Raw genomic sequence first — 21917 nt, 5'->3', positions numbered from 1 at the left:
ATGGAACAAGGAGGTTAGCAGAAGATGAACCGGAAATCCAAGCGAACGAAATCATGCATACTTCTTCTGGCAGCCGCACTTATGCTCAGCTCCGCCGTTCCCGCCTTTGCGGCGGACGGCGGTACGCCTCCTCCCGGCAGCGACGCCGTGATCTCCATTGGAAGCGCACCGGTGCTGGGCAAGGTTGACATCGGGGGCGGCAATTTTTTTGAGTTGAAGAATGTGACTATGCTGCCCGAGCAAGGCGGCAATACGGTAACGTTTACCGTTACGGTCAACAACGGAGGGTCCAGCGACCTGTTGTTTATCGATTATTGGGTCCGGCTGAAGACGAAGACCGGCAATCAAATCTCGGTTCGTGTACTGCCGCAGGATAAAGACAAAAACCGGATCACACCAAAGTCCAGCCAGGACATCAGCTTCTATGCCAGCGTCAATGAAACGACCGGGCTAAAAGACCTTATTTTTGAATTCATCAAATGGGATTTCTCACAGACCAACTTCGAACGCAAAATCGGCGAAGTGGCCGTTCCGGCAAACTACAGCATCGTAACGGCAGCAGGCGGGGCTCATACGATCCAGATTGCCGGCAATCCGGTCAAGACATCCATCAAGAAAGTGCTGCTGAGCAAAAACGAAAAAAACTATACGCCCACGATTGTGATGAATATGGAAAACATTGGCGCCCGAAGCGCGGTGGTTCCCGGGTATCAGTATTTGCTTCGCACAAGCGAAGGATATATGTATCCTTTGGAGGCCAAAGGAATCAAGGATCTCACGATTAATCCGCAGGTGGACAAGGAGATTGAACTGTCCGGCTCCGTACCTGTTTCCGTGAAGCCGGAGAACTGGCAGCTGGTGATCATTCAGCATGCGGCCGATGTGAAGCTGAACCTGCCGATTGCGTATTTTGCGCTGCCTCCGGTATCGGAGGCGGACAGTGTAGACACGGGCAAAGAATATCACTTTTCGAACAAAAAGGGAACCTATACGGCCCGGCTGAATACCGTGCAGCGTTTGCCTTGGGAGGATCAGGACATTTTGACCGCCGGATTCACGCTCTCCAACAACGGTCCGGAATCGCTGCCGATCCCGGACATGGCGGGATACTTTATGCTCGACGGCGCGGTGAAGGTGGAGGCGAAGCTGATCAGGACGGATAAAGTGATAGGTTTGGCTCCGGGCGCATCGGCGCAGTTCCAGTTTATCGGCAAAATTCCGTATACCTACGAATTCGGTGAGGTGAAGCTGGTACTTCAGGAAAAGACCGCTGCCGATGATGCCCAAAACGGAGGAGCGGCGCAGACGGACGATTTGCTGGAATTCGTACATCGTGCGGAGCTGATGAACGTAACGTATAACAACATAGGCGAAGCTCATCATGTGACAAGCGTGGGAAGAAGCGCAAGCTATAAGGTTCGGGAAATCAAAACGTACATCGGAGATACGGCGAATACCTTTGCGGTGATGCTTGAAGTGAAAAATCTGGAGAAGCGTTTCACGGATATCGCCCAGCTGGTCGCCCATATCAAAACGGTGGACGGAACCGTATATCCCGCAGCCGTGACGGAGATCAAGAGCAAGGTCAATCCGGGAGGCACGGCGCTTTTGATGCTGTCCAGCAACGTTCCCAAAACATTCCCGATCACCGGAACGCATGTGATGATCGGTGATGCGGTCACAGAGGATCAGCTTACGGAAATCGGCAAAAAGCCGGATGCCTACGTGAATGCGGCGGCCTTCTGGCTCCCTCAGGAAAACCAGACGGTTCAGGATCATTTCAAAGACATCGATCTGGCTCCTTATAAGCTGTCGCTCAGCAATATCAAGCCGCAAATCGATCAGACGGGGCTGAAGCTGAAGTTCGATTATGAGATGTCCAAGGATTTGCTGCTCGTCTCGAACATGGAAGGCCGAAAGTTAATCATTGAGATCAAAGACGACGAGGATAAACTCAATTTCACCAAGGAGTTTGCTTTTGAAGAAGCGGCTGAAGGAGATTCCTCGAGCGGAGCGGCAGACAGGCTGCAGCTCGGTAAGCATTTGAATGTAGAGATAACGAAGCAGGACAGCGAAATCATATATCAGGTTCAATTTCTGAAGGGTTACAAACTCAATATCTACGATTCCTTTAAGGGTCAGAAGAAGCTGCTCGCCTCGAAGCAGGTCCTATGGTTTGAAACGATAAAATAGATCTTCCTATATATCTGTATTAAAAAGCTTTAAGCCGTCCCTGACACAGCCGATCATTGCAATGCGGGGACGGTTTTATATGAAGACACAGGGTGATTATGAACGTTTGGTTAATTTTGCTTTGGAAGCATTGACAGGTTTTGCAGGATACCTTATGTTTATTATATTTATATCGTTAACAACATTCTTAACGATAATTACATAGATAACCGAGGAGATTATCATGAATTCTAAGCCGCAAAGCTTTGCTGAACTAAAGCAGGCCGCAAGCAATCATCTGTCTCTTTCCTTTGAGACGGACGGTTTCAGTCCCTTGGTCGGGAGAATTTTCGCGCTGCTGCTTTTCGCTCCTGAGCCTTTGAGTCTGCAGGAAATGGCCGATGAGCTCGGAGTGACGAAGGCAGCTGTCAGCGTCCAGGTCCGCGCTTTGGAGAAGCACTGTATGTGCCAGAAAATACCTACCGGCAACGACCGCAAGGATTACTATTACATCGCTGAAGATTTTAGTACGATCACGCTGCGCACGATGCGGCATAAAGTGGAGTCCATCACAAAGCAGGTGGATGAGTCGCTTACGATTTTATCCCAAATCGATAATGTGACGGAGGAAGAGCAAGCTTCTTTTCAAGTAACCAAACGCCGTTTTATTGAGAGCGCGGCGATGTATCGGCTGGTCATGTCGCGGCTCGAAGGCATTGAGGAAGAATGGATTCGGATAAGGGAGCAGCTATAATGTGAAATAACAGGTGTATTATTGAAGGGGATACAGAAAAAAACTCGTCTAAGTAGTCAGCAATCGTAATGGAGGAGTAGAGAGATGAATCATTTATCGAGTTTTTCCATGAAGAACGTCGCAGCCGTCATCATCATTTGCGCGATGTTGTTCGTCGGGGGCGGATATGCCGCTGTAACCATTAATCAGGAAACAATGCCGGATATCTCGCTGCCCATGGTTTTTGTCAGCACGACGTATGTCGCACCTCCCAGAGACGTGATGGAGGATGTGACCAAGCCTTTGGAGAAGGCGATCGTCGGTTTGGAAGGACTCAAAAAAATTACTTCGACCTCCGCTGACAATTTTTCGACCATTCAAGTCGAGCTGGAAAACGGGCGGGATCCTGATGAAGCCAAGCGGGATATCGAAGGCATGCTTTCCAATGTCAGCCTTCCTCAAGGCGCTTCCGAACCCAAGGTGGCCAAATTCGGCTTTAGCTCGATCCCGGTCTACTTTCTGGCGATGAGCGGTCAGAACGGGGTAAATCAGTCTGATCTCGATCGGATTTACAACGATATCATCGATCCTACCTTGAGCACACTTGACGGGATCGACCGGCTGGACGCCGTGGGGAATCAGGAAGCTACCCTGAATATGAAATTGAATATGAATGCGCTCATTAACTACGGCTTGACCCCGGCTCAGGTATCGCAAAGCATCCGTGCCGCCCTTACGACAAGCCCCGCCGGTTCCGTTGATATTAACGGCAATACGCAAATGGTGCGCGTCCGAAGCGATTTGAACTCCATCTATGCTCTTGAAAATATGAAAATCAATACGACGGACGGCAATACGGTACTGCTGAAGGACATTGCTAAAGTCGAAGCCATTTCCGAGTCGACATTCTTGTCCAGATTGAACGGCGAGCCTTCGATCGGCTTGACGCTCTATAAAGCGAAAGACGCGAATACCGTTGAATTTGTCAGCAAAGTCGAAGGTCTGATCGCCAATTGGGAGAAGGAATTTCCTAATGTGAAATTCACCCCGATCATGAACCAGGCCAACGAAGTCAAAAAGTCGATCAACGGCATGTTGGAGAAAGCGGTTCTGGGTGCTCTGTTTGCCTCGCTCATGATCCTGCTGTTTTTAAAAAATATTCGTATGACGATCATTGTTTTGGTCTCTATCCCATTATCCATTTTAATTACGCTGCTCGTTATGGTGCCTTTGGATATTACCTTGAACATCATGACCCTGGGTGGGCTGACTATAGCCATAGGCCGGGTAGTGGACGACAGCATCGTCGTTATCGAGAATATTTACAGTGAACTGGTAAAGACGCATGAACGCAACGAATCGGTCATCAAGCATGCGACATCCCAGGTGGCTTCCGCCATCACCTCGTCGACTTTAGCGACAGCCGGCGTTTTTGTTCCGGTTGCTTTTGTAGGCGGGATCGTAGGTGAAGTGTTCAGACCGTTTGCCATTACGATAGCGGTGGCGCTTCTGTCTTCGCTGGTTGTCGCTTTGACCGTCATTCCCATGCTGGCCAAACTGCTGGTACTGAACCACCAGAAGCTTAAACACCATGAGGAACCGAACAACGGAAAGTTTATGACCCGATATAAAAAGGTTCTTTCCTGGACCCTTGATAATCCAAAGAAAACCGTTTTTGCTTCCTTTCTTTTGTTTATCCTGACCATTGGCGGAACGGTTCCATTCATGGGATATGAGTTTATACCGGAAAGCAGTACGGCAAAAGAAGTGCAGTTTTCCATGGAGATGCCGCGCGGGACGTCCTTTGAAACGATGGATTTAAAGGCTAAGGAAGTGGAGAATATGCTTCTGGCCGCCAAGGATCCGAACAATGAGCCGGCCTTTACCTATGTGAACACCATGGTCGGTTTTGACTACGGGGAGGAACGGATCGCTTATAAAACCTCGATTATGGCCAAAGCATCCGAAGCTTCCGATACGAAACAGCTTTTGGAAGAAATGAAGGTCAAGATTGCAGAGATGATGCCGCAAGGCTCCGAGGTTACCGGTAATTTGACGGAATCGGGCGGCGCACAAACAGGATCGGATTTTATTTACATGCTGAAAGGCGACGATCTGGATCAACTGATGATCGGAGCCGAATTAGTCAAAGAAAAAATGCGCGAATTTCCGGAGCTGACGGAGATCGAGGACAGCTTAAGCGATAAAAAAACGGAGCTGGAGATCAGGGTCGATCAAAACAAAGCGCGTTTGTACGACTTGTCTTCCGGGCAAATTCTGGAGAATATCCGAAGCTGGCTGTCCAAAGACAGTATCGGTGACCTCAGATTCGACAACACCGTATTTAATACGAAGATCATGCTCGATGACGATTTCAAAGACTCGGTGGATAAAATTGGCCAACTCCAGATTAAGACGCCGAGAGGTTCTACGGTCTATTTGAATGAAGTGGCTCAAGTCCGTCAAATCGATTCACCGGCCAACATTACCCGTGAAAATCAGGAACAATATGTAAGAATCACGGCTTCGATCGAAAGCAAGGACAAAGGCGGCGTCAGCAATAAAGTGAGTGCGGCGCTGCGAACCATTGAGCTTCCCAACGGCGTACGGACCGAAGTTCAGGGGGTTAGCGACGACATCCAAAAAACGATTAGTGATATGGTTGTTGCCATGGCCGCGGCCATCGGCATCGTTTATCTGATCATGGTTATCGCCTTTGGGAACGCAAGCGCGCCATTCGTTATCCTGTTCTCGCTTCCGCTTGCCGCTATTGGCGGATTTATAGCGCTTTTGCTAACCGGAGAAACGATCAATATCACATCTTTGATCGGATTTCTTATGCTGATCGGGGTGGTGGTTACGAATGCCATCGTATTGGTCGACCGCGTTCAGCAAAATGTAGAGGCGGGGCATTCCATTCGCGATTCATTGATAGAAGGAGGAGTAAGCCGTTTTCGCCCGATTATTATGACTGCCGGAGCTACGATAACCGCCATGCTGCCTATGGCCTTTGGAGCAGCTGAGGGAGGGCTTATTTCCAAAGGGTTGTCCGTTGTCGTGATTGGAGGTCTGACGACTTCTACCATCCTGACTCTGGTTGTGGTGCCTGTCATGTATGAGTTGGTGGATGGAGCCAAGCAGCGAGTAAGCAGATTGTTCAGGCGGAACAAGAAACAGGCTGTCGCTATGAAGACAGAATCCGTCGCACCTTAATTCAACCTGCGATCGGTATCGATAGATAAAGGAAAAGGAGAATCGGCACAAATGAATCGGACATGGAATCATACAGTCAAACATAGCACCAAAATAGCGGGGGCTGTTGTCATCAGCGCGGCTCTCCTTACGGGTTGTTCTTCTCAGCCCCCGGCGGATGCTACGGCGAATACGGCGGAAGCCCAATTGAAGACCGTAAGGGCGGCGCCCATCGAGAAGAGAAAAATCAGTGAGCCTATGGAACAAGTGGCCGACGTCATCTCTTCCATACAGATGGATATTGTCACCAAAGCGGGCGGCGACATAAAGGAAATTCTGAAAAAACGCGGCGACATGGTGAATAAAGGCGAGGTGATTTTCCGGCTTGATCCTACGGATGTATTAATTCAAAAGGAAAAGACACAAATCGCTTTGGCCACGGCTCAACAGCAAATCGCCAAAGCTCGTCAAGATTTGGCGGATTCCAAGCTGGACCTGCAAAACGGAATCAAGAAGCTTGAACAGTCCATCAAAGATATGGAAAAAGATTATAACAAGATGCGCAACGATTATGATATGGGGCTTGTGACCAAATTCCAGCTGGAGCAAATGGAGTCGCAGCTTAACAACCTGCGCCTTGATCTGGAGAGCAGTCAGAATAAGCTGAAAACACTTGAAAGCACGAATTCGTTGGCTCAGCTCGAACAGGCTGTCCAAACATCGAACTTATCCATCCGCGAGATCGACCGCACCCTCGAGAATATGGAAGTGAAGGCCACCGTCAGCGGTGTACTGACGGATCTTCCTATCGAGGTCGGTATGTACTTGAATGGAGGGTTCCGTGCGGCCCAGGTACAGCAGCTTGACCCGATCAAAATCAAGGCGGAGCTGACGGAAGAAATGGCTAAGCTGGTAAGGGGCAAGACAGAGCTTACCTTCTATATACCGGGCACGTTGGATCATACGAAAGCCAAGGTGAGCTACTTAGCCGACGTGATGAGCTCTCAATCGAAGTCGTTTACACTGGAATTGGAGGTTCCCAATGGCGACCGTAAGCTGAAACCGGGGATGAAGGCACAAATTCTGCTTACGGAGGAAAGCGAACAGATGGTTGTCACCGTACCTTCGCTCAGTGTTGTGCGTGAAGGCGGAGAAACCTTTGTGTTTATTCTCGTTGGCGACCAGGTGGAGAAGCGGAAGGTGTCGCTTGGACGAGTAAACGATACATTCCAGGAAGTCCTCTCCGGCGTCAGTGAGGGTGAACAACTGATCGTATCTGGACAAAACCAATTAAAGGACAAAGAAAAAGTACAGTTGGCTAAATAACCGACATCAGACTTGACAGGAGGAAACCCAAGTGAAACACAAGCTGAAGAAAACCGTAGCATCTGTTGTAATTACCGCCTCGATGATAAGCACCGGTTACTCCGCTTTTGCGGCCGAGGCTTCAGAACCCGCCGTCAGCGCACAGACGGCCGTTACATACAAATTGACCCAGGTCTTGGATGTCGAGGTCAAAAGCGTATTGAACGAACGCGTACAGGAAGGGACGCGTCTGGGTGTCGTCATCCGGATGAAGAACAACGGCAATGCCGTAACGAGAGTTCCGGAATACGAGCTTCGCGTGAAGACGAGCGAAGGCATTGAATATACGCTGCAGCCTAGCGCCTCCAATGCCAAAGCGATTCAACCGAAAGCCAATACCGAGCTGAGCTACATGACGGTTATCGACCGGACCGACAGCGTCAGCTTAACCGAGGTCAACTGGACGGATGTAGACGTGTATGTCTATCCAAAGAAGGAGACGCTGATCGCAGCCGCTCCGATTCAAGGAGAAACGTGGAAAGGAAGCGATACGCCGATTACGGATCCCGCGGCCGTCAAAAAATGGTCGGACTCCTTCGTGATTCCGTCGGTGATCTCTCCGATTCAATATACACCGGTAGGCATCAACAAAGAATCGACCAAGGAGGGTACATTCTACGTCGTACAGCTTTTGGCTTACAATCCGGCGGACAAAAGAGAGATCGTCCCTGATTTTGTTATCGACGGTAAAACGGACGGCAAGATTTACTCCGGCAGCCGGGTAGAGCAGGGGATCGTTGCCTTGGAAGCAAAAGAAAAAAAATATATCCATTACTCCATTCCCGTTGATCAGGATGCCGTACTCACCAGCTTAAACCTTCTGACTCCCGAGTCGTTTGCCCAGGGCGGGGCAGGGGGGCCGGGAGAGAAGGTGACCTACAATGTGGGACGCCTGAACATTCTGCTTCCGAACCAAGGAAACATCAATAACCATGAGGCTTACACGCTCGGTGCGCCGATGAAATTTGACAGCCTGAGCACCTTGATTCACCCGGATATGGAAGTATCCGTCGTTGAACTGAACATGCATGAGAATAAAGAGGAAGGCTCCAAGAACGTCACGGCCAAATTTAAGCTGACGAACAAGAGCGACCGTCCAATCGCCGTACCGAATTTCCAATCCGAAATCATGAGCGCGGACGGATACCAGTACAGCGGCAGCAAGCAGAGCATCAGCACGCCTTCGGTCCTGCCGAATTCATCGATTACGGTCAGCTTCCAGTATACGGTGCCATTCTCCGAGACGGGCAAAGGACTGGCGCTCCGAGTATTGGACGCCAAGACGGCGGCTCCGTATAAAACAACCATCGCAACTTATAATGTGACGCTTCAACCCGAAAACGAGCAAAACCAATTTAGTGTTTATCCGTTCGATGTGAAGGTAAGCAGCTGGAATATCAGCGCGCTGTATAACTCGACGACGCTTACGCATTCCTACAAAGCCAAATTTTTCTTTGATATCGAGCGTCAGCAGCAGGTTCAGATCGATCCGAGCTTCTCTCATTTGCAGTTTGAGCTTTATGATAATTTAGACCGTTTACTCGGAACGGCAACCGCTCCTTTCATCGGTTCGAACCGGATTGTAAACGGAGAAAACAACTTTACCTTCAGCGGCAATTCCGAGCAGTTTGGTTACCCGTTATCCGTTCGCATCTATGAAGTGTTTACCACAGAGACAGGTGCAGAAGGTAAACGTCTGCTTGGCGTATTCAAGCAATAATCCGACTTTATATTTCATTTCCGGCGAAAGGCGGCCTTCTACAGGCCGCCTTTCGTCTTGCTGTGTACGCCCAGCATGGGCGTCATCTCTAGGGTGAAAGTCCCGAACGGGGGCTGGCGAGCGCCTACCGTAGCTGAGGGCAAGGGTGTCCGCCGCGAGGCGGAATCTGAAGGAAGCCGGAGGCTTGTCCCAGGCTTCTTTTTCCCGCAGGGTAAGATGCGGTTTAAGCAACGGAAAATGGGGATCGTACCTTCTGCGGTAAAGGTCCGCGAATTCACGGATTTCGGTTGACGGAAAGACGGCATGCCATAGAACATATCAATCCCTCCTTTGCTTACATTATAATGGCTTCCGGTCCATCTATCCAAAAGAAAAATGGAAAATAACAGAAATAGCAGTTCGTCCACACCAGCATTCAAACGTTTACATAATATGATACGGACATCCTATTGGAGAAAAGGAGGCTATTACCATGAGACGTCAGGTACACAGCAAGGAAGTCAAAGCCGCGGTATATCAGAAGCTGGAAGAACGCGGAGTCACTATTGAAGACATCGCTCTGATCGTCAGGGAAATCCAGCTGCCTTACCGATTTGGATGAGCAGATCAGCTAACTACATGTCTTGCATCGCGCCTCATTATACTTGTTATATTTTGGAGAGGCTTCCTTAAAATAAGGCAACTTATTTTGGTTAAGCTATTAACAGAACTTTATTTTTCATCTACATCAAGCGGAGTGAGGACAATGAACTGGATTTATTGGGTGAAATTGTACGACAGTAAATTTCAGGCCGGCTGCTTGGCCAAGCGGATGGAAGAAGACTGGTGGATCTACGGTTATGAATGTCCTTCGGAGGTAGAGGTGTTTCGATCCAAAAAAGGGCGTTTTGGCGTAAGGTATATGGTATAATTTTATGCTTGACTTCAACGATTTATTTGGTGTATATTTAATTTTGTCGCTGTCGTAAGCGAAACAATAGCGCGGGGTGGAGCAGCCCGGTAGCTCGTCGGGCTCATAACCCGAAGGCCGCAGGTTCAAATCCTGCCCCCGCAACCAAATACACCAGGGCCCTTAGCTCAGTTGGTTAGAGCGGTCGGCTCATAACCGATTGGTCGGGGGTTCGAGTCCCTCAGGGCCCACCAAATAAGATCTTGCCGGAGTGGCGGAATTGGCAGACGCACAGGACTTAAAATCCTGCGGTAGGTGACTACCGTACCGGTTCGAGTCCGGTCTTCGGCAGTTCTTACAACGATTTTTATAAAGGGTTTTGCTTGGCAATCGCCAAAGCAAAACCCTTTATTCGTATTTTTTTACTATAGGCGAGTGTTTTTTCATTCCCTCGTTCATATACTTATATAATCACATGAAAGAGGAGGGGTTCCATGCCTTCGATTATTTTGGCGCCCATTAAAGTGACTGGTAACGCTGGCGAGCTGGTATTTGGCGATGTCCTGCAAATTACGCCTAAAAGCACATCCAAAGCGAACGCAGGGGCTGGAGGCAGCAATACTGGTGATTTCAGCGCTACGTTTACGCTGATCAGTTTCACGAATACGATCGATCCCGATGTAGCCGATTCGAATAATGCGGGAAACAATTAGGCCGCATATCGTGCCGGCGATGCAGCGTTAGTCCGATGCGCATCTCTCCGTACTGAACGAAAACGGACGGGATGCGCTGATTTGTATTTTACGTAAACCGGATATCGATTTCCTGGTAAGGGTTCTCCGCGCTTTGCTTTCGTATGTGGAGCTGCAGAATGCCGTTTCGATAGACCGCTTTACAGCTTTCGGGAACCACCAGACTGGCCAATCGGATGGTCTGCGTTTTGTTGTCCGGCAGCCCCTCCAGGCGAACTTGGTTCAGGTTCAGCTTAACCCTCAGCTTGCGTGCTTGCGCTTTATCCGGGACATGAACTTTCACAATAACATTGTTGTGAGTATCAAAAATCTCGGTATGAAAATGATGCTTGAGTGAAGGGGAATCCATATTCGGCATCGCTTGCTTCATGACGTTCTTTACATAATTTTCAACCCATGCCATAGGTTCACTCTCCTTCCCCGGGTTCATGGGTCCTGTAAAAGGCAGCTTCCCGCCAAAAAATTGCTCGAAATTTTTCCAATTTATATCGAAGAAATTGTTGTTATTTTTGTTTTCGTCCATGATCATCCACTCTCCTTACTGCTTCAGTATATGAATGTGAAACGCAAAGGATAACCTTGATAACGAAGCAAAACACATACTTTCTGGGATCAGAACATATAATGAATCAAATCCATAACGGGTAAGGTGTTGCTGCCATGCCGGCCATCGTGGGTGCAATTAAGATTGTGAGTGTAGGTACAGGCTCCGTAGTGCACATCGGCGACGCGATCCAATTGGCTCCCAAGACGATAGCCAAAACCTTTGCAGGGGCAGGTTCTTTTAATACCGGCGAAAATGTAAGAACCTACAATGTAGTCAGTTCGACCAATACTTATGATAATGACGTATTCGATTCCAACATTTCCTCGGCGGATAAGGCAGGTGTCGTCTAATTCTATGCAGTTGACCATTCATCAGAATATCGTCATACACCAGCTCAGAATCGGCGCGGTGACGAATTCGTCCGTAGTTCAGATCGGAACAGCCGGAACGATTCGCGCCTTGGCGAATTTGTATAATACGGGAGGGTTTACCGGACCTGCTCCTGAATTGGGAGGGACGTTTGCGGTTCCGTCCGCCGTACCTTTTGTGCCTCTTCCTGCACCTTCCCGTTAACGGAGGAATATTCGATGAATTCATCCTACCCTGAGTCTTACTTTCATCAGTTAAACGAGTATTTGAGGTGGCAAACCGAACGCATCCGGAATTTGGAGGGACGTATCGAACTCATTGAACGAGAACTGGATTCGCTAAAGGGGCAGCGAGGGGTGACTATCGAAAGGATTGAATACAAATTCGACCAATTAAAAGTGGAAACATTGGAAGGCACATTAAATGTAGGCTTGTCCCCGACAGGCTTAGGGACTCAATCATTGGATGACGCCACGGCAGGAGGGCAGGCCATCGGAACCAATACAGCCCGATCGGAATCCTTTGCCCGCATTCAGAAACAGGTCTATGATTATTTGCGGCGATCCTGCCCTGAGGAGCTGGCCGACCTTGAAGCCATGTATGGGGTGGAGTTCGGTCAGGACTTTTCGGATTTTGTCATCGGAGATTTAAAAGGGCAAGCCGCACAGAGGATCGAGTATTATTTGGATTCGATGGTAGACCCTAAGCAGGCGGTGCTTACGATGGAGCAGGAGCAGATCATTACGGATAAAGTCATTGGAGATATCCGTTTGGCGATGAAGCAGTATGTAATGAAAATGAATCAAGAGGGGGGCGCTGCGAATGATTCTAAAGGTGGAAAATAAGGCGCTTAACGTCGGGAATGTGAAGGTGACCGCTGTTGCCAGTTCGTCCGTTTTTCTCATTGGCGATACGCAGGTCATCTATTTGTCCAGTGTGTTCGATACCCCGCCGGAGTCGCTTATTATCGGGCCTCTTGAACCGCTGCCTCTGGAGGAATGAGCATGGCGCTCCCGGTCAGGACCTCGGTGGTAAACCGGGTCATGATTTACAATATCGGTTATGCTTCCGCCTTGAATGCAGGGGATCTGGGAGACTTCTCGCCGGTAACTCTCGCTTTAGCGGTTCATCGGGAGATTCCTGCGTATCACGGGAAGGAAGGCAATCTCAAAGCGTACCCGATTTTCTCGGCGCCTCTCCCGGTACCGAGACAAGCGCGTGAAGTTCGTATGTCCACACATCAGGTTTCAGGTGCTATACATGTCAATAATGTGGAGGTGCTGGCCATTTCCACATCCTCTTTAGTCCAGATTGGATCGATTACATCGATCCGCTCGGAATCCCGAATCAAGCATATCCGGCAGCTGCTCCGCGGCTTACGGCCAAAGTAGACATTTGAGACCCGGGAACGGGTCTTTGTTTTTGTAATGTTTCAGAACAAGCGGGAAGATGAAACTACCAAACAGCATATGGCCGCGGACTCATAAATGGCGTGAACAGCATCGCCGGGACTCCAGCCTAATGTTGATTTATGATATAATAGATGGGAATAGGATGAATGAAGAGAGGAGCGGAATAACTTGGCAGGCAGAAAGGTAGAACATGTCGGTGTCATGGTAAAGGACATCGATACTTCGGTTCGATTCTATAAAGAAGTGGTCGGATTAGAGTTGAAAGATAAGCTGGATCATTCGAATGGAGTGATCAAGCTTGCTTTCCTCGGCTTCGGACAGGCCGGCGAAACGGAGCTGGAACTGATTCAAGGCTATAACGACGGGCTTCCGCAGGAGGGCAAGGTGCATCACCTTGCATTCACGGTCGATGACATTGAAGAAGAGTGGGCCCGGATTAGCCGGATGGACGTTAAGCTCATCGATCAAGAAATTACGACACTGCCTAACGGTTCAAGATATTTCTTCTTTTACGGACCGGATGGAGAATGGATCGAATTCTTTCAATCCACCCGCTCGAGTTGATGCATGAAGAACGACAACGCTGCCGTTCAAAAGAGAATAAATTGCTTTTTGTGTAAATACTTTTATGTGACATGGGACCCGGGCTTTCCCAGAGGCTGCCGATTCTACGGATTCAAGACGAGCGACCTGCCTTCGGCATTGGTAAAGCGATCCTCAGGAAAGCCGTGCATGGCGTTTGAGAAAAAAACTAAAAGCTAGGTGAACAACGTTATGCTGTTCAGCAAAAGTCAAAAAAAACTGATACTGGAGATTCTGCTTAAAGAAAGGCGCCGGTTATTTTCCAAACACAAGGGGGAACTCCTCGATCAAACGATCGATGATTTATCTCAGATGGTACGCAACGAAAATATCAACATAACCGAACCGAAAGATAGCTCCATCGATTGGAGTTCAAGGAATGGGAAACGGAAATAGCAGGTTTCATGTCCATAAGGCATCCCGTAAGGGGCGCCTTATTTTGTAAACCAACGGATGACCATCATGCCGAGCGATAAGACGACACTGATCACAATACACGTAACTATCGGAAAATAAAATTTTACATTCTCTTTCTCCACGACAATGTCGCCCGGAAGCCGGCCAAGATTCAAAAATTTTCCGCCTACGGACCACAGGAGTCCGACGACGATCATAACCACTCCGCCCCAGATCAACAGCTTGGGAATCGAATCCATACTTGCCGCTCCTTATTTTGTAATCAGCTTTAACTGCACCGCTTGTTCTTCTGTTAAAATGAACTCTTCATTAGGCAAAAAATCCTCATCCTTGTCTCTGCCGAAAAGCTTGAGCAGTTCAATCCATACTCCCTTTTCCATCGCCTCGGATGCAGAAATCACAATTTTCATAGAAATTGCCTCCTGTAAGGGTTATATGCTTTATTTTACACGAAAAGGGTTGTTGAAAACACCACTTTTTTGGATGCGGAACCTTCGTCGGATGTCTCCCGTCTACTCTATTAGGAACGTACTGGCGCTTGAAAAGAAGAGGAAAACGATATGAAAAGACAGATGTATAAAATGTTCATATATCTATTGCCCTTGCTATGGTTAGGGATGTCCTATGTAAAGCCATCCTTGGCCTGTGCATGTGCCGGGGAGGATCCGCAGCCAACCCTTTCCGACTGGCTGTATGTATCGGCAGGCGTTGTATGTTTTGCCGGGCTGGTGATCTTGACTATCGTACTAACCGTACGGGTATGGATGAATCACAATACAAAAGACGGGAAAGCTCCCGTCAACGAATGAGTGCTTGCCTGGCTTAGGCTGTCACTGATTTTTGCAATTCCTCCGGTTCGGGGACAGCCTTGCATATTCCGGCGCTGTACATAGTAGAATTAATGTAATGAAAGCCGGTCTTAAAAATTATTTCATTCTTTGTTGACAAGGGAGGATGCACCTTATTACATGCAATGCAATAGTACATAAATGATCTCCTTTCGCGTCGATGTGACAATTATAGACATATTATATGCCCAAAATTGTGATTTAAGACACATTTTTTTATAGATTTTTCTAAATTTTTTTCATATTTAAATGGAACGATAGAAAGGCGAGCGGAAGAAAAAAAGTGCTGTCTAAAAAGTGTTGACTTTTACTCATGAGATTGGTATTATATACGCAGAAATAATATTTGATGTTATGACTTGTTAGCTCAGCTGGGAGAGCACCATCTTGACAGGGTGGGGGTCAGTGGTTCGAGCCCACTACAGGTCATACAGAAAAAGTCCTTGTATTTCAAGGGCTTTTTATTTTGTGATAATTTATAATGTGGTTTCATAGTTGAATAAAAAAGACTCTAGATGCATTTAGAGTCTTGGTCAATGGTTATCATTTAAATCTACGTGTATAAGTCTTAAACTTAATACTATAGTAATTATCACAATTCCGTGTATCTGAAACGGAAACCCTACGAGCAGCAGGAATCTCGGTGAACAAAAATGACTTGATCCGCTTTGCCGAAGGGTTGGTAGGAACGCCCTATCAATTTGCTGCCGGACCTTACGAAAGTACGCATACATTCGATTGCTCTTCCTTCGTCCAGTATGTGTACGGCCACTTCGGAATCAAGCTTCCCAGGTCTTCACGTGCTCAGGCGGAGGTTGGTCAAAGCGTATCCGTAAATCAGCTGCAGCCCGGGGATCTCCTGTTCTTTTATACCCCTGGCCGGTTTGCCAGCAACCAAACGGTAGGTCATGTGGGAATCTATGCGGGTAACGGACAAATCATTCATACCTACGGCGATCCGGGGGTTACGTTAACGGAATTTGATACATACTGGAGAAATCGTTTTTTGTTTGCCAAGCGTGTTGTTTAACTAGATTAGCTTGGGAACGGTTGAAGGGGGACAAGATGAAGATCTGGATGAAGGTGAAGTTAGCCGACACCATCAAATCCTATTCTAAGCATCCGGATTATGATTACAAATGCAGCATAGATGTTTTGGCGTGGGATTCCATGATCGAGGAAGGCCGCAGCGAGCATGAGAATCCAGGCAGACCCGATGAGCGCGGGGAAGTTGTATCGGTCATTATAGGCATTGTCAAGGGGGAACATGCGGAGATCAGGGTGCAGTATGAGCAGGAGGATTATAAAACCAATTTACTTATACAAAGAGCGGTGAAGGAAGGCATGAAGCTGATCAAAGAAAAGCTGGATGCTTATTTAGGATATGAGCCGTTGAATCGATGAAATATGGCGGGGCCGCGGCGGCAAAAAAAATGCGCATAAAGATTTTCGGGATGGACATCATACTATTAACGGTGACAAGAGAGGTGTGGTTCCGTTGGGCGATCTAACGAGCAATACCGTGGAAGTTGTTGTTGAATCGAGATAGAAGCGGAGGTGTGTGCCAAAGACACGTTACTGTAGTACACGTACTGCAAGATGTGAATGAGGTGTAAAACCCGAGCTAATGGAAAGATTCAAGGCAAATACCAAACACTCACCGTTGAAAAGGACTCCGAAAGGGGTCCTTTTTCTATTTTGTGCTGCCTTAAGGTCTCCTTCTTTTTCCTGCTTATTCAATGAATTTTCCATGATAAAATGGATTCGGGTGATGCATATGCTGATTAGTCCTATGCTCCTTGAGTCTCAAGACAATCCTTTCTCAGACCCGGCTTTTATATTCGAACCGAAAATGGATGGGCACCGGCTAATCTTGATCAAGAAGGGTGATGAAACACGGCTGTTTACAAGAGAGCAGACGGAATGTACACGCCAGTATCCCGAACTTCATGATGTTCCTGTGGAAGGTGACGTTATTCTTGACGGCGAGGTCTGCTGTATTGATCCGGATACGGGAGCTTCGGATTTCGAGCTTGTCATGGAACGTTTGCAGTTAACAAAGCGGGAGAAAATCCACTTTTTTGCCAAGCAGCGTCCGGTGCATTATGTGGTCTGGGATATCCTTCAACATAAAGGCCGCGACTTGCGCAATCTTTCATTAATGAAAAGAAGGTCTATCCTTGAATCCGTTATGGCGACAAATGAGCGGTTTCACATCATACTTCAAGTAAATGAAAGAGGCGAGGAGCTTTACAATCTGTTGGTTGAACAATCCATGCAGGGGATGGTTGCCAAGAAAAAAGACAGTCCGTACGTTTCCAGGCGCTCTCATGACTGGTTAAAGATCATGAATTACAAGTACGAGGATGTGTGGATTACAGGGTATCGAAAAGAGGGCATTGGCTGGTTGGCGGAGGTGGAAGATCATGGGCGGAAGCGGCCGGTCGGGATGATTGAATCCGATATATCCCCGCTGCAGAAGAAGGAGTTTTATGATGTCACTCAACAGCTGATTACAGGCGAGGACAATCAATTTGTTTATATTCAACCTTTGATCAAGGCCAAAGTAAAATTTTACCATTGGACTCGCCACGGTTTTTTAAGGAAGCCTTCCTTGGTTGAATTAAAATTTTAATGTTCTTTTCATCTGTTTTAAAGATTACTTTCATGATCACCGGCCATAATGAATAACGTACCCCATCTTTTTATATACATTTTTTGAATCCCCGCTTCGCAGCCATCGACGATGCGGGGAGTTTTTTGTATGAAGGGAAAATTCATTCACACGCTATACCGTCGCCATCCCTGTCCAAACCGCTGCGGTAGCCGGGGTCTCCGCGGTGAAGAGGAGCTTTGCCTGCAGCCTGGACTTCAGCGCATTTGCCGTAGTAGACCTCCTCATTCCGGGATGGCTGGGGCTCGGACGAGATCTGTGCCTTGTTGTCATCGTACCCATGATCCGAGGCATAGTCTTCGATGCTCCAGATCCCGAGCCTGGCCTTCTGGGCTTTCTTCTGGATTTCCCTGAAGCGGTCCACATATTTGACATCCGGAGGAAAAACCGAGACTCTGGCTAATCCTTTTTCAAGGAGCACCTCATTGAACATTTGATCGTCTACATATACGTAGGCCAGAATGCGTCCGTACCGGTCCCGCTGGGAAACATCGCGTTCCAGCTTGACCTCCTTGCCTTCCAGCGTTTTTTTGGCGAGTGCGGAGGCTTCGGGCCCGAACGGCTGCACGGGCTTGTTCGGATGGACGGTTTCGGGCGTATCTACCAGAATCATTCGGACCGTTTCTTCTTTACCCTCCAATTCAACTTTGATCGTATCGCCGTCGACGACCCCGGTCACTTTGGCGGTGGAGAATATCTTGTTCTCTGCTGGCGAGGCGGGAGTTGAGGCGGCTTGTAAATTGCCGCACCCTGAAATCATAATCGCAGCTGCTAATACCATGGCTGAAATTCCGGACCATTTTTTCAATTCAAGCTCCTCCTTAAAAACAAAAAACGAAATAGGCAAAGCCCCTCAGGTGCTACCTCAAGGGGCTTTACCGCGTTTACGGTCATGTTAAAATTACCACGAATAACCATACAGGTCAATAAACTGATCAAAGACAGTCACCTATCGGTTCCTTTTACAATATTCTAAGGTTATAAACAGTGAAGAGGTGAACCTGATGGCTGTTGTTAAAGCTAGGGATCAAGATATTGCGCTCCTTGCAAGATTACTTCGTGCCGAAGCGGAAGGGGAGGGCGAGCAGGGCATGCTGCTGGTCGGCAACGTAGGGATTAACCGCATCCGCGCGAATTGTTCCGATTTTATCGGGATCCGCACCATTCCGCAAATGATATATCAACCTCACGCTTTTGAAGCCGTACTTCACGGGTATTTTTATCAAAATGCCAGGGAGCGGGAAAAACGTTTGGCCCGAAGATCGGTGAACGGGGAACGGCATTGGCCGGCAAAGTTCAGCTTGTGGTATTTCAGACCGCCCGGAGACTGTCCTCCGACATGGTATAATCAGCCTTTTGCAGGACGCTACAAGAATCATTGCTTCTATGAACCGACAGCAGAAGAATGTGAAAATGTATACAATACGTATTAAATCGATCGATAAGCTTATGTGGATTTGGAGCCGGCGTGCTTCTTTTATGGGGGACAAAGCTCTCCAGCAACTTATTGCTGGAGAGCAATAATCAAATTGGCAGAGTTATCTTTTGCGTCTCTTTGCGTTGGCGATGGCTGCCCCTGCTCCATAAGGTCCGCAAGGAACGTGAGATGATATTGGTCCCACATTTCTTTCAATATAAGTGTGAACATGTTTAAAGACGGGGACACAGTGATGACGATTGATCACTTCAATAGGATGAATGACCTGAACAAGCTGCGGATGGTAAAAATCTCTAAAGACTTGAGTGGGTCTTTGGATAATGGGATCTGCTGGCGGGCAGCATTTACCTGGATGAGTCAATTGATATCCCTCCTTATCTGTTTGCAAACAGTATACGTAACATAGGGGGATATCGATTGTTCGTTCGCCTTGATTTTTGTTTTTTTTGGGAAACAAGTATAGGTGCCGGTCTATTTTCCCCAAGTTTCATGATAAATGAGGTCCTTGAGGGATTTTCGTTTTTCCCAGTTTGCGGATTCCAAAATAGGCATGGACGGATATTGATCGGTATATCCAATCGAAATCAATGCGATCGGATCGATATGAGGCGGAATGTTCAGGATGTCGCGGACATCATTCTTTTTATAAAAGCTGACCCACCCCATGGCCAAACCTTCGGCACAAGCGGCCAGCCACATATTTTGAATAGCACAGGCTGTAGACATGATATCGGTTTCGGGAATCGAATTGCGTCCCAATACGTGTGATCCGCCGCGTGTGGGATCGCACGTAATGCAGATCGTGACAGGAGCCTCCTTGATTCCTTCGATTTTGAGACTCAGAAAGTGGTCCTGCCGATTCTCCTCGTAATGGATGGCTAATGCGCGTCTTTCTTTATCCGCCGCCCAAGCCAACCGCTCTTTAACCTCTTTGGAGGTTACCACAATAAAATTCCAAGGCTGCATGAATCCTACCGAAGGACCATGATGCGCTGCATCCAGTAGCCTCATGATGATTTCATCGGGTACCGGATCGGAAAGAAATGTGCGAATATCCCTTCGGGTATAGATAATCTTGTATAAAGCTTCTTTTTCGAATTCAGTAAACATCTCGCTCACCCCGTTCTGGAGGAATCGTTTTTTTTCTCGCTGTTTTATCATATTAGCAAGAAAACGTCTTCATTGTAAATCGGCAGATGGGTCGTGTTCTTTTGCCGGAATGCCATGTGTTTCCGACAAGGCTTATGCTATAATGACAACAGAAGACAAGCTTTTAGAAAGAGGGATTTCATGAGAAATGTACCTGGGATGATGCAGCTGCCGTTCGGGGTTCCGCAAGAGCAGGGAGCGGGCATTGGAACATTGGATTGGGGCGAGCAGGAGTGGGGAACTCACCGTTATCATGTGCGGAGATTAATCCGGGAGTCCGTTCAGCTGCTTGCGAAGCCGGAGAAGGCGGCAGTGCTTGGAGCGGGTAATCACGGCGATGTGGATCTCCCGGGTCTGGCCGTTCATTTTCAGCAGGTGACTGTGCTGGATACGGAAGACAATATGCTGGAAGAATGGCTCAAAGAGACGGGAGGGCTTGCGCTAAGCCGTCTGAAATCGCTCACCAGAGTCGATTATACTTGCTTGGATCACATCTCGTTTTACGAAAAATTTGAGGAAATGCTCATGAATGGGGCTTCCGGTACGGAAATTGCGGACTACCTTCGGGATTGTGTATTCGAGGTACGGCGTTACGAGGCACTGCCTCATTTAAATAACTCCTTCTCACTTGTCGTATCCTCCGGCGTTCATACCCAGTTGTTTTATATAGACGCGCTAACACAGCTTTACAGCCATATGGAACGCTACGCGGAGCAGGACATTCGTCAAATCATTGAGGCGCTCGGTTACTTGCGCAACAGCTTGATATCCGATTATAACCGGCTGCTTCTCTCCCTGGTGAAACCGGATGGAAGAGTGGCGGTGTGGACAGATATGATTTTGCTGGATGAGGACAAGAAGTGGATTGCCGAGGAGTTAAGCCAGCCTCGGGGGGATCGGGAGCGGGCAAGGTTCCTGTTCGAGGCGTTTGGAAAATACGGGATGGAAACAGCCGTTATCGGATTGAAGGACCTTTATGACCGGATGCGTCCCGAGCAGCTGCTGTTTCGAAGCTGGGTATGGCATACGGAAACCGGAAAAACGTATATCGTTGCCGGAATGTCAGGCCATCCCCGTTCATAAGCGCTTAAATTCGAGAAGATCCTCTTCCGTACAAAAGCTGCATCCGGGGAGAACCGTTTTGTTTCGCAGCTTGACGGCCATTTGGTTCAGTACGCCGGTCAGGGCAGCGATATCCGCTTCATTCCATGAGAATTGAATGCTGTATTCATCATGCTCTTCTTCCGATCTCATGCTGCGAACGATGGTGCCGACCGGTTGCATGACGGTAAATTTCAGCTCGACGAGAAGGTTGTCGTCATCCGGCAGCGGAGCTGCGGTGCGGAAGCGGGCCCCGCCTGCGCTCAGGTCCAGCAGCGCGGCTTTGACGATTCTGGATTCAGGCATGAGGCCCTTGTAATCTATCATTTTTAATTCGGCGCACAGCGGATGCTGAAACGGTAAACGAAAAAAATGCCGCCTGTTCGCGTTGCTCATTTAACTACGCCCTTTACATAAATATATGCATACCTTATTCTCCCTTACTATACCGTAAGGGGTTTGTCCGAGGCAACAAGCACCGGCAGCCCAAAAACCGCTTTTCAATAAAGCCGCAATATTTTATAAAGGGAATATGGAGCGCCAATATCGAATACATA

At 48.1% G+C, this 21917-nt stretch carries 27 protein-coding genes and 4 tRNA genes; 24 read left to right on the top strand and 7 right to left on the bottom strand.

Annotated features, from left to right (window positions below; all coding sequences use genetic code 11):
- Nucleotides 1–24: 24 nt before the first annotated feature.
- The 11 genes from EXW96_RS12700 (at nucleotide 25) to EXW96_RS12650 (ending at nucleotide 10784) form a co-directional block, all read left to right on the top strand.
- Nucleotides 25–2193: a hypothetical protein gene (locus tag EXW96_RS12700; protein ID WP_174350678.1), complete on the top strand. Its 2169-nt coding sequence runs from the start codon at nucleotides 25–27 to the stop codon at nucleotides 2191–2193.
- A gap of 223 nt (nucleotides 2194–2416) precedes the next feature.
- On the top strand, nucleotides 2417–2926 hold the full coding sequence (locus tag EXW96_RS12695; RefSeq protein WP_074729684.1) for a GbsR/MarR family transcriptional regulator: 510 nt from the start codon (nucleotides 2417–2419) through the stop codon (nucleotides 2924–2926).
- 84 nt (nucleotides 2927–3010) lie between these two features.
- Nucleotides 3011–6118 (top strand): efflux RND transporter permease subunit, encoded by a 3108-nt coding sequence (locus EXW96_RS12690; protein ID WP_062407745.1) that lies wholly within the window; start codon nucleotides 3011–3013, stop codon nucleotides 6116–6118.
- A gap of 51 nt (nucleotides 6119–6169) precedes the next feature.
- Nucleotides 6170–7423: an efflux RND transporter periplasmic adaptor subunit gene (locus tag EXW96_RS12685; RefSeq protein ID WP_174350677.1), complete on the top strand. Its 1254-nt coding sequence runs from the start codon at nucleotides 6170–6172 to the stop codon at nucleotides 7421–7423.
- A 31-nt stretch (nucleotides 7424–7454) separates the two neighbouring features.
- Complete coding sequence (locus tag EXW96_RS12680; protein WP_074730233.1) at nucleotides 7455–9182, top strand: hypothetical protein; 1728 nt, start codon at nucleotides 7455–7457, stop codon at nucleotides 9180–9182.
- A 472-nt stretch (nucleotides 9183–9654) separates the two neighbouring features.
- Nucleotides 9655–9783, top strand: coding sequence for a hypothetical protein (locus tag EXW96_RS28065; RefSeq protein WP_302621120.1), 129 nt, complete (start codon nucleotides 9655–9657; stop codon nucleotides 9781–9783).
- 144 nt (nucleotides 9784–9927) lie between these two features.
- Entirely contained in the window at nucleotides 9928–10092 is a 165-nt protein-coding gene (locus tag EXW96_RS12670) for a hypothetical protein (protein ID WP_171006049.1), read from the top strand.
- Nucleotides 10093–10162: 70 nt separating this feature from the next.
- Nucleotides 10163–10239 (top strand) — tRNA-Met (locus EXW96_RS12665).
- 9 nt (nucleotides 10240–10248) lie between these two features.
- Nucleotides 10249–10325 (top strand) — tRNA-Ile (locus EXW96_RS12660).
- Between the two features lie 11 nt (nucleotides 10326–10336).
- Nucleotides 10337–10422: transfer RNA gene (locus tag EXW96_RS12655), tRNA-Leu, on the top strand.
- A 143-nt stretch (nucleotides 10423–10565) separates the two neighbouring features.
- Nucleotides 10566–10784 (top strand): spore germination protein, encoded by a 219-nt coding sequence (locus tag EXW96_RS12650; protein ID WP_062407752.1) that lies wholly within the window; start codon nucleotides 10566–10568, stop codon nucleotides 10782–10784.
- Nucleotides 10785–10872: 88 nt separating this feature from the next.
- On the opposite strand, the gene EXW96_RS12645 is transcribed toward EXW96_RS12650, so the two are convergent.
- Nucleotides 10873–11346, bottom strand: coding sequence for an Hsp20/alpha crystallin family protein (locus tag EXW96_RS12645; RefSeq protein ID WP_062407754.1), 474 nt, complete (start codon nucleotides 11344–11346; stop codon nucleotides 10873–10875).
- 137 nt (nucleotides 11347–11483) lie between these two features.
- Here EXW96_RS12645 and EXW96_RS12640 point away from each other — a divergent pair, with 137 nt between their 5' ends.
- From EXW96_RS12640 to EXW96_RS12615, 6 genes are all read left to right on the top strand, one after another.
- On the top strand, nucleotides 11484–11720 hold the full coding sequence (locus EXW96_RS12640) for a spore germination protein (protein WP_054820064.1): 237 nt from the start codon (nucleotides 11484–11486) through the stop codon (nucleotides 11718–11720).
- 4 nt (nucleotides 11721–11724) lie between these two features.
- Nucleotides 11725–11943 (top strand): spore germination protein GerPB, encoded by a 219-nt coding sequence (locus tag EXW96_RS12635; RefSeq protein WP_062407756.1) that lies wholly within the window; start codon nucleotides 11725–11727, stop codon nucleotides 11941–11943.
- A 14-nt stretch (nucleotides 11944–11957) separates the two neighbouring features.
- Complete coding sequence (gerPC, locus tag EXW96_RS12630; RefSeq protein ID WP_174350676.1) at nucleotides 11958–12584, top strand: spore germination protein GerPC; 627 nt, start codon at nucleotides 11958–11960, stop codon at nucleotides 12582–12584.
- Nucleotides 12562–12741, top strand: a complete 180-nt coding sequence (locus EXW96_RS12625; RefSeq protein ID WP_054820062.1) for a hypothetical protein — start codon at nucleotides 12562–12564, stop codon at nucleotides 12739–12741. The genes gerPC and EXW96_RS12625 overlap by 23 nt, the downstream gene beginning before the upstream one ends.
- A gap of 2 nt (nucleotides 12742–12743) precedes the next feature.
- Nucleotides 12744–13130 carry a spore germination protein GerPE gene (locus tag EXW96_RS12620; protein WP_174350675.1) on the top strand — a complete coding sequence of 129 codons (387 nt, stop codon included), beginning with the start codon at nucleotides 12744–12746 and terminating at the stop codon, nucleotides 13128–13130.
- Nucleotides 13131–13319: 189 nt separating this feature from the next.
- The gene (locus EXW96_RS12615; RefSeq protein ID WP_174350674.1) at nucleotides 13320–13715 is read left to right on the top strand and encodes a VOC family protein; all 396 of its coding nucleotides are present in this window, start codon (nucleotides 13320–13322) and stop codon (nucleotides 13713–13715) included.
- Between the two features lie 452 nt (nucleotides 13716–14167).
- Here the strand turns inward: EXW96_RS12615 and EXW96_RS12610 are convergent, their stop codons facing one another.
- On the bottom strand, nucleotides 14168–14389 hold the full coding sequence (locus EXW96_RS12610) for a DUF2905 domain-containing protein (protein WP_054820058.1): 222 nt from the start codon (nucleotides 14387–14389) through the stop codon (nucleotides 14168–14170).
- Between the two features lie 12 nt (nucleotides 14390–14401).
- Entirely contained in the window at nucleotides 14402–14560 is a 159-nt protein-coding gene (locus EXW96_RS12605; protein ID WP_171006050.1) for a hypothetical protein, read from the bottom strand.
- Between the two features lie 150 nt (nucleotides 14561–14710).
- Between EXW96_RS12605 and EXW96_RS12600 the strand changes: the two genes are divergently transcribed.
- Nucleotides 14711–14959: a hypothetical protein gene (locus EXW96_RS12600; RefSeq protein WP_054820057.1), complete on the top strand. Its 249-nt coding sequence runs from the start codon at nucleotides 14711–14713 to the stop codon at nucleotides 14957–14959.
- 13 nt (nucleotides 14960–14972) lie between these two features.
- Here EXW96_RS12600 and EXW96_RS28530 read toward each other — a convergent pair whose 3' ends face one another.
- On the bottom strand, nucleotides 14973–15137 hold the full coding sequence (locus tag EXW96_RS28530) for a DUF3973 domain-containing protein (protein WP_137671281.1): 165 nt from the start codon (nucleotides 15135–15137) through the stop codon (nucleotides 14973–14975).
- A 217-nt stretch (nucleotides 15138–15354) separates the two neighbouring features.
- Here EXW96_RS28530 and EXW96_RS12590 point away from each other — a divergent pair.
- The 4 genes from EXW96_RS12590 to EXW96_RS12575 all read left to right on the top strand — a co-directional run bounded on the left by EXW96_RS12590 (nucleotide 15355) and on the right by EXW96_RS12575 (nucleotide 17633).
- Nucleotides 15355–15427: transfer RNA gene (locus tag EXW96_RS12590), tRNA-Val, on the top strand.
- Nucleotides 15428–15641: 214 nt separating this feature from the next.
- Entirely contained in the window at nucleotides 15642–16028 is a 387-nt protein-coding gene (locus EXW96_RS12585) for a C40 family peptidase (RefSeq protein ID WP_174350672.1), read from the top strand.
- 35 nt (nucleotides 16029–16063) lie between these two features.
- The gene (locus EXW96_RS12580) at nucleotides 16064–16402 is read left to right on the top strand and encodes a hypothetical protein (RefSeq protein ID WP_174350671.1); all 339 of its coding nucleotides are present in this window, start codon (nucleotides 16064–16066) and stop codon (nucleotides 16400–16402) included.
- Between the two features lie 373 nt (nucleotides 16403–16775).
- On the top strand, nucleotides 16776–17633 hold the full coding sequence (locus tag EXW96_RS12575) for an ATP-dependent DNA ligase (protein WP_174350670.1): 858 nt from the start codon (nucleotides 16776–16778) through the stop codon (nucleotides 17631–17633).
- A gap of 142 nt (nucleotides 17634–17775) precedes the next feature.
- Here EXW96_RS12575 and EXW96_RS12570 read toward each other — a convergent pair whose 3' ends face one another.
- Complete coding sequence (locus EXW96_RS12570; protein WP_254611364.1) at nucleotides 17776–18480, bottom strand: thermonuclease family protein; 705 nt, start codon at nucleotides 18478–18480, stop codon at nucleotides 17776–17778.
- Nucleotides 18481–18676: 196 nt separating this feature from the next.
- Here EXW96_RS12570 and EXW96_RS12565 point away from each other — a divergent pair, with 196 nt between their 5' ends.
- The gene (locus tag EXW96_RS12565) at nucleotides 18677–19105 is read left to right on the top strand and encodes a cell wall hydrolase (protein ID WP_054818020.1); all 429 of its coding nucleotides are present in this window, start codon (nucleotides 18677–18679) and stop codon (nucleotides 19103–19105) included.
- A gap of 476 nt (nucleotides 19106–19581) precedes the next feature.
- Here EXW96_RS12565 and bluB read toward each other — a convergent pair whose 3' ends face one another.
- Nucleotides 19582–20220 carry a 5,6-dimethylbenzimidazole synthase gene (gene bluB, locus EXW96_RS12560; RefSeq protein WP_062407767.1) on the bottom strand — a complete coding sequence of 213 codons (639 nt, stop codon included), beginning with the start codon at nucleotides 20218–20220 and terminating at the stop codon, nucleotides 19582–19584.
- Nucleotides 20221–20400: 180 nt separating this feature from the next.
- On the opposite strand from bluB, the gene EXW96_RS12555 reads away from it, so the two are divergent.
- Nucleotides 20401–21342 (top strand): hypothetical protein, encoded by a 942-nt coding sequence (locus tag EXW96_RS12555; protein WP_254611363.1) that lies wholly within the window; start codon nucleotides 20401–20403, stop codon nucleotides 21340–21342.
- Here EXW96_RS12555 and EXW96_RS12550 read toward each other — a convergent pair.
- Nucleotides 21337–21756 carry a PilZ domain-containing protein gene (locus EXW96_RS12550; protein ID WP_174350669.1) on the bottom strand — a complete coding sequence of 140 codons (420 nt, stop codon included), beginning with the start codon at nucleotides 21754–21756 and terminating at the stop codon, nucleotides 21337–21339. The genes EXW96_RS12555 and EXW96_RS12550 overlap by 6 nt on opposite strands.
- Nucleotides 21757–21917: the final 161 nt, after the last annotated feature.

Origin of the sequence: Paenibacillus sp. JMULE4 (assembly GCF_013337105.1) — a bacterium.
Taxonomy (GTDB): Bacteria; Bacillota; Bacilli; order Paenibacillales; family NBRC-103111; genus Paenibacillus_G; species Paenibacillus_G naphthalenovorans.
Note: the sequence above shows the minus strand (reverse complement) of the source record. Positions and strands in the feature narration are given on the sequence as shown.